Source organism: Brevibacillus sp. FW301-21C12A (genome assembly GCF_058788915.1).
Map to the genome: position 1 here is coordinate 1 of NZ_JBYTBG010000080.1, position 9,967 is coordinate 9,967.

General features: G+C 51.2%; 12 protein-coding genes and 1 pseudogene. 2 read left to right on the plus strand and 11 right to left on the minus strand.

Features of this window, described 5'->3' with window-relative positions:
• Positions 1-201, plus strand: a 201-nt coding sequence (locus tag AC3WQH_RS24745) for a hypothetical protein (RefSeq protein ID WP_492332300.1), incomplete at its 5' end; no start/stop codon positions are given.
• Positions 202-317: 116 nt separating this feature from the next.
• Here AC3WQH_RS24745 and lysS read toward each other — a convergent pair.
• The 11 genes and pseudogenes from lysS to AC3WQH_RS24800 form a co-directional block, all read right to left on the minus strand.
• Positions 318-1,838 carry a lysine--tRNA ligase gene (lysS, locus tag AC3WQH_RS24750; RefSeq protein ID WP_005836197.1) on the minus strand — a complete coding sequence of 507 codons (1,521 nt, stop codon included), beginning with the start codon at positions 1,836-1,838 and terminating at the stop codon, positions 318-320.
• A gap of 103 nt (positions 1,839-1,941) precedes the next feature.
• Positions 1,942-2,418, minus strand: coding sequence for a transcription elongation factor GreA (greA, locus tag AC3WQH_RS24755; RefSeq protein WP_005836199.1), 477 nt, complete (start codon positions 2,416-2,418; stop codon positions 1,942-1,944).
• Between the two features lie 216 nt (positions 2,419-2,634).
• On the minus strand, positions 2,635-3,663 hold the full coding sequence (gene dusB, locus AC3WQH_RS24760) for a tRNA dihydrouridine synthase DusB (RefSeq protein ID WP_005836201.1): 1,029 nt from the start codon (positions 3,661-3,663) through the stop codon (positions 2,635-2,637).
• Positions 3,664-3,729: 66 nt separating this feature from the next.
• Positions 3,730-3,939: a helix-turn-helix domain-containing protein gene (locus AC3WQH_RS24765; protein ID WP_005836203.1), complete on the minus strand. Its 210-nt coding sequence runs from the start codon at positions 3,937-3,939 to the stop codon at positions 3,730-3,732.
• A complete protein-coding gene (gene folK, locus AC3WQH_RS24770) occupies positions 3,891-4,421 on the minus strand; it encodes a 2-amino-4-hydroxy-6-hydroxymethyldihydropteridine diphosphokinase (protein WP_005836204.1) in 531 nt (176 codons plus the stop codon). Before folK ends, AC3WQH_RS24765 begins: the two co-directional genes overlap by 49 nt.
• Positions 4,418-4,789, minus strand: coding sequence for a dihydroneopterin aldolase (folB, locus tag AC3WQH_RS24775; RefSeq protein ID WP_005836206.1), 372 nt, complete (start codon positions 4,787-4,789; stop codon positions 4,418-4,420). The genes folK and folB overlap by 4 nt, the downstream gene beginning before the upstream one ends.
• Positions 4,790-4,791: 2 nt before the next feature.
• Entirely contained in the window at positions 4,792-5,979 is a 1,188-nt protein-coding gene (gene folP / locus AC3WQH_RS24780; RefSeq protein WP_238503977.1) for a dihydropteroate synthase, read from the minus strand.
• Between the two features lie 52 nt (positions 5,980-6,031).
• Positions 6,032-6,877, minus strand: a complete 846-nt coding sequence (gene pabC, locus AC3WQH_RS24785; RefSeq protein ID WP_310670513.1) for an aminodeoxychorismate lyase — start codon at positions 6,875-6,877, stop codon at positions 6,032-6,034.
• Positions 6,862-7,632 carry a twin-arginine translocase subunit TatC gene (gene tatC / locus AC3WQH_RS24790; protein ID WP_429775938.1) on the minus strand — a complete coding sequence of 257 codons (771 nt, stop codon included), beginning with the start codon at positions 7,630-7,632 and terminating at the stop codon, positions 6,862-6,864. The genes pabC and tatC overlap by 16 nt, the downstream gene beginning before the upstream one ends.
• Before the next feature lie 97 nt (positions 7,633-7,729).
• Positions 7,730-7,933 carry a twin-arginine translocase TatA/TatE family subunit gene (gene tatA / locus AC3WQH_RS24795; RefSeq protein WP_025843823.1) on the minus strand — a complete coding sequence of 68 codons (204 nt, stop codon included), beginning with the start codon at positions 7,931-7,933 and terminating at the stop codon, positions 7,730-7,732.
• A 20-nt stretch (positions 7,934-7,953) separates the two neighbouring features.
• Positions 7,954-8,280, minus strand: a pseudogene (locus AC3WQH_RS24800) (alkaline phosphatase PhoX); the annotation flags it as partial.
• Between the two features lie 388 nt (positions 8,281-8,668).
• On the opposite strand from AC3WQH_RS24800, the gene AC3WQH_RS24805 reads away from it, so the two are divergent.
• Positions 8,669-9,819 (plus strand): IS3 family transposase gene (locus AC3WQH_RS24805; RefSeq protein WP_085974924.1). Its coding sequence is split into 2 segments (ribosomal slippage): positions 8,669-8,930 and positions 8,930-9,819, totalling 1,152 coding nucleotides; the frame shifts between segments, so codons are not numbered across the junction.
• Positions 9,820-9,967 lie beyond the last annotated feature (148 nt).

The window sequence follows — 9,967 nt, forward strand, 5'->3', positions numbered from 1 at the left end:
TACTGGTTCAAAGCTGGCAAATCATTTAATGATAGACTCATCAACGCTTTCGCTGTTCAGTTTTCAAAGAGCATTTTCGCAACAACCACTTCATCTTATCAGGTTGTCCAAGTCGTGTCAACCACTTTTTTAAGTTGTTTAACGGCGACTTCATTAATCTATCACATACCCCATCAAAAAAGCAAGCATTATTTTGTTTAGGGCTGCAATCGATTATGTACCAAAGAAGAACAGTTATTAATGTACCACTATACGTCTTTTAGTGCAAGTAAAAAATAAAAGCCGTTTGAATAACCTTCAAACGGCTTTTACGGCAATTAGTCACGCGCACGCATATGCGGGAACAGCAATACGTCACGGATAGAAGGCGAGTTGGTCAACAGCATGACCAGACGGTCGATTCCGATTCCCAAACCACCTGTTGGCGGCATACCGTACTCAAGCGCCTCAATGAAATCGTCGTCCATTTCATGCGCCTCGTCGTTGCCCGCCGCTTTTTCCAGAAGCTGCGCTTCAAAGCGTTCGCGCTGGTCAATCGGATCATTCAGCTCTGTGAACGCATTCGCATGCTCGCGAGCGACGATAAACAGCTCGAAACGGTCGGTGAAGCGCGGATCTTCATCGTTCTTTTTCGCCAATGGAGAAATCGCTACAGGGTGACCGTACACAAACGTAGGCTGAATCAGCGTATGCTCCAGCTTTTGCTCGAAAAATTCGTTCACAACGTGCCCAAAGGTATGATGAGGCTCGACAGCTACTCCATGCTCTTTTGCCAGTGCACGCGCTTCGTCGTCGCTCATTTCTTTCCAGAAGTCTACGCCGAGGTTTTCCTTAATCAGATCAACCATGTGCACACGGCGCCATTTTGGTGTCAGATCAATCTCATTGCCTTGGTATTCGATCTTCGTGGTGCCCAATACTTCCTGTGCGATATGGGCGATCATCTCTTCTGTCAGAGTCATGATGTCCTGGTAGTCGGCATACGCCTCGTACAATTCAATCATCGTGAACTCAGGGTTGTGGCGTGTAGAAATTCCTTCGTTCCGGTAAACGCGACCGATTTCATACACCTTTTCCAGTCCGCCGACAATCAGGCGTTTCAAGTGCAGCTCGATCGCAATACGCATGTACAACTGCATGTCCAACGCATTGTGGTGCGTAACGAACGGACGCGCAGAAGCACCGCCGGCAATTGCGTGGAGAGTCGGTGTCTCCACTTCCAGATAGCCAAGGTTGTCCAAATAACGGCGCATCGAGGTCAAAATGCGGCTGCGCGTAATAAACGTATCGCGCACCTCGGGATTCACGATCAAGTCCACGTAGCGCTTGCGGTAGCGCGTTTCGATGTCTTTCAAACCGTGGTATTTCTCAGGGAGTGGGCGCAGCGACTTGGAGAGGTAGGTAAACTCTTTTGCTTTGACACTGAGCTCGCCTGTTTTTGTTTTGAAAACAACACCGCGAATGCCGATCAGGTCGCCGATATCGCTGATCTCAAACACTTTGTGCGCCTCTTCGCCAATAGTGTCCTGGCGCACGTAGATTTGAATTTGGCCGGAACGGTCCAAAAGCTGGGCGAAGCTCGCTTTGCCCATCGCGCGTTTTGCCATCAGGCGGCCTGCGATCGTAACGACATGCTCTTCTGCTTCCAGCTCTTCTTTGGTCTTGTCGCCAAATGCTTTCACAATATCAGCAGCGTGGTGGGTTTGCTCGAACTTTTTCCCGAACGGATCAAAGCCCCACTCGCGAATTTGATTCATTTTGTCGTGACGCACTTGCAGAAGCTCGTGCAGTCCTTCCTGTTGCTGCTCTTCTTGCTGCAGGTCTTGCTCGTTTGCCATTTTTGCTCACTCCTCTAAAAAATACCTGATTTAACAATATTGTACAGCGCGGTCAAATAGTGATACGGCGTACCTCGTAAAAGGTACGCCATGGATGAACTGCTTACAGGTTAATATCGAGAATCTCGTACTGAATGACGCCTGCAGGTACGTTCACGTCGACGATCGCGCCCTTGCTCTTGCCCAAAAGCGCTTGGCCTACAGGAGACTCGTTGGAAATCTTGTTGTTCATCGGATCGGATTCGGCAGAGCCTACGATGGTGTAATCGACAATATCACCATACTCCAGGTCTTTCAGCTTCACTCTCGATCCTACGCTGACTACGCCTGTGTCCACATCTTCATTGGTGATGATGGTGGCTTTGCGCAACATTTTTTCCAGCGTCAGAATGCGGCCTTCGATGAACGCCTGCTCATTCTTTGCTTCTTCGTACTCAGAGTTCTCACTGATATCTCCAAAGCTGATCGCTTCTTTAATCCTTGCTGCAACTTCCTTGCGTTTAACCGTTTTCAAATCTTCAAGCTCTTGCTCCAGTTTTGTTAAACCTTCTGGTGTCAGGAAAACTTCTTTTTCAGACATGGTTCAATTCCCCCGTTTTAAAAAATGATTCCATTTGCACTGGGTAAAGTACAAAGGATTATATGTAGTTGTTCTATACAATATACAGCAGAACACAATAACTGTGAGGGTTCAAAGGTAAAGCTGCCAGAGTGGACTGGCAGCTTGGCTCCCAATATTACGGAGTATTATAGGATATGAAGGAACCCTTGTCAATGTCTGGAACAAACAACCATTTTAGTAGCTGACTGCCTCGTCGCGCGCTGATTCCTGCGGCTCTTCCAGGTCGCCTGCATAGTTCTCAACCCACTCGACATAGTCCGTCAAAACCCGACGCAGCTCTTCTTCTGTCTCCACGGCATTCACCAAGTTTTTCGTATGGGTAGAGCCTCGCAGCCCTTTCAAATACCATGCGGCGTGCTTGCGCATTTCCAGCACGCCTACGCGCGGACCTTTCAGCGCAATCAGACGCTCGGCGTGCAAGAGACAGATGTCGATTTTTTCGCGTACGGAAGGCTCGGGCACAAGCTCTCCTGTCGTCAAGTACTGGATGGTCCGATACAGCATCCACGGATTGCCGAGTGCGGCGCGTCCGATCATGACGCCATCGCAGCCGGTCGTGTCGAGCATGCGTCTTGCATCCTCAGGTGTCGCGACATCGCCGTTGCCGATGACCGGAATCGAAACGGCTTCCTTCACGCGCCCGATCCAGCTCCAGTCCGCATGGCCCTTGTACATTTGCACACGCGTGCGGCCATGGACGGCGATGGCCTTGCCTCCTGCGCGCTCAACAGCCTTGGCATTTTCCACCACGTACAGGTGCTCTTCGTCCCAGCCCAGACGCATTTTCACCGTAACCGGCTTCTCCACGGCATCGACTACAGCAGAGACGACCTCGTAAATTTTATTCGGATCAAGCAGCAGGCGGGCACCTGCGTCACAGCTCGTAATTTTCGGAACGGGACACCCCATATTGATGTCGATAATGTCTGCGTTCGTATGTTGGTCTACATACTTCGCCGCTTCCACCAATGTTTCCTTGTCGCCGCCAAAAATCTGCAGGCTGAGCGGTTTCTCCCGCTCGTCGACGTACAACATGTCGATGGTCTTTTTGTTGCCGTGGACGATTCCTTTGTCGCTGACCATCTCGGCGCATACCAGGCCAGTCCCGAACTCCTTGGCAATCAAACGAAAAGCAGGGTTGCACACACCTGCCATCGGGGCGAGAACGACGTTGTTTTTCAATTCGATGTTACCGATTTTCATCTATTTCGACCTCCTTATTCCCGATCCACGGGTTCTTGGAGAGGAGAGACCCATCCAAACGATCTATCATTTATTTATAGCACATAATTCTTCATAGTCGACCTGTAAAGTGCTGGCGATCTTGCGCAGTACCGGCTCTGTCGGCGTACGGGTTCCCCGCTCAAGCGATCCGACAAACGACAATGATACTCCCAGCTTTTCCGAAAGCGATTGTTGTGTATACCCTTTTAGCTTCCGGAAGGATCTGATCCGATTTCCCAGTTGATTGCTCCCCACTCTCGTACCCCCTTGTGATCTTCTACCAATAAGGAAAGATAATGGTCAATAGTCTGGTCGTGGCCGGGCAAAACCCCGCCCTCCCAAATATCGCGCAACGGAACAAGCACAAAAGCACGCTGGCTAAGACCCGGATGCGGGATGACAAGATGCTCCAGCGACACAGAGGATGTACCGTACAAGAGAAGATCAATGTCTATTGTACGCGGTCCCCAGCGGATGGTTCGAATGCGTCCCAGCTCCCGCTCCACCGACAAGGCGGTCTCCAGAAGCTGCTCCGGGGAAAGCTCTGTCTCTACCGCTACGGCCATATTCAAAAACGCCTCTTGCTCGACGTAGCCGAACGGCTCAGTCTCGTACACAGACGATGTACGCAGCACGCGAATCCCTCTGTGCGCAGCAAGCTTCCGGATCGCCTGGCGCAGCTTTTCTGCCCGGTCGCCCTGGTTCGAGCCAAGCCCCAGATACGCAATTACACTCATGAAGCAAAATCCTCTCTTTTGCGCGTCATCTCAATGGCGACAGATTCATAATGCCCGTTGATCGGCGGGTTCGGCTTGGTCACCTTGACTTTGACCTCTTGCAGAGGAAATTGCGTCAAAAGCCGCTCGGCAATGACGGCCGTCAGCTTTTCAACCAGGTTGAACCGTTCGCCCTCGACAATTTTTTGCACACAAATAAAAATATCGGCGTAATTGATCGTATGTTGAAGCTCATCGCTTGCGCCTGCCTGCGACAAATCGGCAGAAAGCTCCAGATCGACGTAAAAGCGTTGACCCAGCTCCGCCTCTGCTCCAAACACGCCATGGTAGCCGTAAAACGACATGCCGTTGAAGTAAATTTTATCCAACGTCAAATGCCCCCCTTCAGCATCGCGTCCATCATCTTCGTAACCCGCTTCATCTCTTTGACATCGTGCACCCGTACCATGTGGCAGCCTTTGGCGACGCCGAGCGCAACTGTCGCGGCTGTCCCTTCCACCCGCTCGTCCACAGGAAGGTCGAGGACGTGGCCAATCATCCGTTTGCGCGAAGTCGCGAGCAAAACCGGGTACCCGAGGGCGACGAGATCGTCGAGTCTGCGCATCGTTTCGAGATTTTGCTCGACCGTTTTGACAAAGCCGATCCCCGGATCGAGAATAATCTGTTCCTCGCGCACACCCGCTTGCAGGGCAATTTGCACAGACTCGCGCAAATCTCTGACAAAATCGGAGTAAAAGTCCCGGTACTCCGTGTCTGTACGGTTGTGCATCAAAATGATCGGCACCCCGCGCCGCGCAGCCACCTCCGCCATGCGCGGATCGCGCTTTGCTCCCCAAACGTCATTGATGATATGCGCCCCGGCATCAAGCGCCCGCTCCGCTACAGCGGCTTTGTACGTGTCGATGGACAAAGGGACAGAAAGCTCGGCGGACAAACGGCGAATCACTGGCAGCACCCTGTCCAGCTCCTCTGCCTCCCCGACCGGCTCCGCTCCCGGACGCGTAGACTCGCCCCCGATGTCAATGATGTCCGCTCCCGCTTCGACCATCGCGCGCGCCTGCGCCAAAGCGTGGTCAAGGTCCACGAAGCGCCCTCCGTCCGAAAAGGAATCGGGCGTCACATTGAGGATGCCCATTACCAGCGTCCGTTCGCCAAGCGGAAGGGTGTAACGGCCGCAATTCAGCTCCCGTCTGGCCCGCAGCCGCGCAGGCATCGCCAAAGCCTCCCGTACCTCTGCCGCCACGGCTGCAAGCTCCTCATCCCGTTTTTCCAGTTGCGACAGCGCCTGCTCCAACTGCTTTGGTCCCGCAAGCAAAAGCAGCCGCTTTTTGTCAGTTGCGCCCGGCTGCCCGGACACAACGGCCTCGGCCCCGGCGGAAAGCATGTCCAGCCGCACCTTTTCCGCGACAGCTTCACTCATGTTTTCCACGTGGATCATCAGACCCGCTCTCCACTCGGCCAACCGCTCGGCCTGATCGCCAAAAATCCCTCGATGGGCAAGCTCCGCCAGCATCTCGTCAACGGTTGCCGCATGGATTCGAAATGGATTGTACTTCATGGACCTACTCCCTTTTTCCGTCTTCGCATATTGATTAGTAGCATACCATAATTTACATTCCGGTCGCTACAGACTGACGATAGGCCAAGTGCAGTTCGCGTGTGTATTTTCCGTAGGACGATGCGACTAGCTGTCCGTCTACTTCTGCCACCGGGACGATTTCCTGCACGGAGTTGGTGGTGAAAACTTCATCGGCCGCAAGCAACTCTTCCAGCCGATACCGTCCTTCCGTTGTCGGGATCGCCAACTGCTCGGCCAATCGCAAAACATGGCGGCGGGTCACCCCGTCGAGAATGCCCGTATCCAGTGAAGGCGTGAACAGATGCCCGTTCTTGACCCAGAACAGATTGCTGACGATGCCTTCCGCGAGAAAGCCGTCGTGCGTCAAAAACAGCCCTTCCGTATCCGTGCGCGCCCCCAGCTCCTGGCGAGCCAGCGCATTGTTGAGGTAGTTGTGCGATTTGAAACGCTGGTGCCCCTCCGCAGTCTGCCTCGCCAGCGCCAACGTCTGCAACCGCTTTGGTTGAGGCGGGACTGCAAGCGGGGCGACCGGCTTGGCAAATACGAACAACGACGGGCGCTCGTAGCCGCCTGTCACCAAGCCTACTCCTTCCGGCCCGGCGGTGACGCTGAGGCGCACATACGCATCCCGCAGCCCATTGGCGTCGATCGTTTGCAGGATCGCGTCCGCCAGCTCCGCTTTTGACCATATGGGCTGAATCTGCAACGCCAAAAGCCCGGAGCTGAGCCGGGCGAAATGGTCGTCCCATAAAAACAGTTTGCGGTCGTAAACACGCATCGTCTCAAACAGCCCGATGCCGTACAAAAACCCGTGATCCAAAACCGATACGCTCGCCTCATGTGCCGGACAGATCGTCCCGTTTACATAAACGTGCATCTTTGCCCTCTCCCGATAACATAGTCGAGAGCATCATACCATATTTTCCGGCGAAAGCGCAGTTTCCCGATGCGTTTTCCATGTATGACGCGCGAGATGGTAATGGAGATTTCGTACAGCACGATCAGCGGCACGATCACCATAATATCGGACAAAAAATCAGGCGGCGTAATCGTAATCGAAATGATCGCCAGCACCAGGTAGGCGGGCTTGCGCATTTTCGCCAGCCGCTGCGGATTCAGTATGCCCAGATGGCTGAGAAAAAGAACCACCACTGGCAATTCAAACAAAAGCCCGAACGGCAAACAAAGATTGAGCATGAAGGTGAAGTAGTCATTGGCCGTAATCACCAGTTCAAAATTCCCGTTGGACAACCCCAGCACAAATTGGTACATCAGCGGAAACAAGACGAAGTAAGCGAAAGACAAGCCGAACAAAAACAGCAGAAACAGGGCGGGGATATACATGAGCGCCACTTTTCGCTCCCGCTCCTCCAGCGCCGGGACTACAAAGCGCCACGCCTGGTAAGCAGCGACAGGAATCGTGATCGCCACCGCCCCGATTGCAGACAGCTTTACATAAATCGACAAAATGTCACTGGGACCGAGAATCGCCAGTTTTTCGCCCGAATGATTCGACAATGCCAAATATATGTGATCGACAAACAAAAAGCAGACGATCATGCTGACGACGAGCGTCGCTGCCACAATCAGTAGCCTGCGCCGCAAGTCAGTCACATGCTCAAGAACAGGCATCTCTTGGTTCACACGCACTCCCCCTTACGCGCTGTGCTGCAAAAAGGCAGTGCGCCTCTTGCACGCACCGCCTTTTCCACAAAGCCTCAAAGCCGGATTAGTTGATTCGTTTGGCCGTTTCTTCCACGGCTTTGTCTTTTGCCTCGTCGTCGTCCTTGGTCAAGTCTTTGGTAGCTGACTTGAACTCTGTCAGCGTCCGGCCAAAAGCACGGCCGATCTCCGGCAGCTTGCTCGGTCCGAAAATGACCAGCGCGATAATCAAAATCAAGATCAATCCGGGAATCCCGATGCTCGATAGCATGGTGCACTACACTCCTTGTCCTAGAAACCCGTAATGGCAATCACGCTCGGCAAAGCTACTGCATTTCCGCCCTTTGGCCAATGACTGGTTGGCTGGCTGTAGTCCTTGAGGTTTTCGCCCGGATGCTGTACCGACAAGAACAGCGTTTTTTCGTCAGGCGTAAACCACGGTCCTGTCATTTCCGCGCCTACGGGAGCAGAGGCGAACTGTGCGGCTTGTCCCTGGTTGTTGCCCGAGGTCGGAATGAAAAATACCCCGTTGTTGCCAAACGACTTGTAGATACCGCTGTTCATGGAGGAAGAAGAAATATCGGTCACGACCCACAGGTTGCCTGCGCTGTCAAACGCCTAGACTACTACTTAATGCACATATCGTGAAACTTCATACTTGTACATTAAAAACACTAAAAAGGCCTTATTTTTGTTGGTTATTAATGATATTTTCGTTTTGATTTAAGAAGAGAAAATGCACAAAATGATATAGGGGAATGTATAGAATAATCGGACTATTTACAACAGGCTGATATCGGTTGATAATCAAATTGACAGCACAAATGCACAAAATATGTAGAAAAAGAAAGAGTTTTGGGGGAATAAAAACATGTCAACAAACTTGTTAATTCTTAATAAAAGCTCTATTCATAACCCACAGATGGTATTATCCCCTCAAGGTAGACAGTAAAAAAAGAGTACATGATATCATGGACTCATTACTGTTGACCGGAGGGGATTTTTCATGCCACCAAAGAAGGGACAGGTCTTTACTCGTTATAGCGAGGATACGAAGAAAGAGGCTGTTCGCTTGCGTTTGGAAGAGCAGTGGAGCTATCAGGAGATAAGAGAAAAGCTGGGAATTAAAAGTGATGCACAGATCATCAGTTGGGTACGTAAGCACCAGAGCGGAGAATCGTTTGAGGATTATCGTGGGCGTTGGAATAAGAAACACTTCAGTAGCCTTGAAGAGGAAAACGCCTATTTGAAAGCGCAGGTCGAATACCTAAAAAAGCTCAATCCGAATCTGCATGGGGAGGGAAGTTGGATCAGCAAGCCCGGTTTAGGACCATCGAAAAAATGAATCACAAGTATCCCATCATCATGCTGTGCAAGATTGCCGAAGTATCGCGGTCGGGTTATTACAAGTGGAAAGCTGCCCGGGAATCTCGTAAAACCCGTATCGAGCAGGATACGAATGTAAAAGAGCACATCCTTGCTATTCATCGACTGCGACCTTATTTCGGCTACAAACGTATGCGTACGGCTTTACACAAAGAAGGGGTTTTGGTTAACCACAAAAAGGTGCGTAGGCTGATGCGTGAGCTGGGAATTCGTTCAGTTATCCGCAAGAAACGGCCATTTGCAGGTCGCAAACCATCCGTAGTCTTTCCGAATGTCCTCAACCGTGAATTTACAGCAGAAACCATTTTGAAGAAATTTGTGACTGACATTACCTATATTCGAATTGGTCATGATTTTGTCTATTTGTCGGTTATTTTAGACCTTTGTAACAAGGAAGTCGTAGCATGGGAGCTATCCGCGCGTAACGATCTCCAACTCGTATTGGACACCGTAAAGCAACTGAACGCCAAAAACGCTATTCTCCATTCCGACCAAGGATTTCAATACACAACCAAATCGTACAGGGATCTACTCGAGGAGAAAGAACTTATGGGAAGCCATTCAAGACGCGGGAATTGCTTTGACAACGCATGTATCGAGTCGTTCTTTTCCCATCTGAAAACGGAAAAGCTTTACCTGGCGAAGCCAGATAGTGAAGCTGCGGCACGTAAATGTGTTGCTGAATATATCGACTACTATAACAATGAACGCTTCCAGAAAAAACTCGGCGACCTCTCCCCGGTTGAATATCGAGAAGCGATCGCCGCTTAGGTGATTCCTCTTTTTTTACTGTCTACTTGACGGGGCTACGACCATCGGTTGTGAATTCATTGGTTCTTTTTTGAGCCTTTTGCAAAATTCACTTCTTGATTAGACGCGATAAATTCGAAGGAGTCCTTGCATGAAGAATTGTTATCAA

What these genes read in the sequence shown, in the direction of transcription:
- dusB (WP_005836201.1), bottom strand. Translation starts at nt 3,663, where the DNA reads ATGAAAATCGGTAACATCGAATTGAAAAACAACGTCGTTCTCGCCCCG.
- lysS (WP_005836197.1), bottom strand. Translation starts at nt 1,838, where the DNA reads ATGGCAAACGAGCAAGACCTGCAGCAAGAAGAGCAGCAACAGGAAGGA.
- tatA (WP_025843823.1), bottom strand. Translation starts at nt 7,933, where the DNA reads ATGCTATCGAGCATCGGGATTCCCGGATTGATCTTGATTTTGATTATC.
- folP (WP_238503977.1), bottom strand. Translation starts at nt 5,979, where the DNA reads ATGAAGTACAATCCATTTCGAATCCATGCGGCAACCGTTGACGAGATG.
- greA (WP_005836199.1), bottom strand. Translation starts at nt 2,418, where the DNA reads ATGTCTGAAAAAGAAGTTTTCCTGACACCAGAAGGTTTAACAAAACTG.
- folK (WP_005836204.1), bottom strand. Translation starts at nt 4,421, where the DNA reads ATGAGTGTAATTGCGTATCTGGGGCTTGGCTCGAACCAGGGCGACCGG.
- pabC (WP_310670513.1), bottom strand. Translation starts at nt 6,877, where the DNA reads ATGCACGTTTATGTAAACGGGACGATCTGTCCGGCACATGAGGCGAGC.
- tatC (WP_429775938.1), bottom strand. Translation starts at nt 7,632, where the DNA reads ATGCCTGTTCTTGAGCATGTGACTGACTTGCGGCGCAGGCTACTGATT.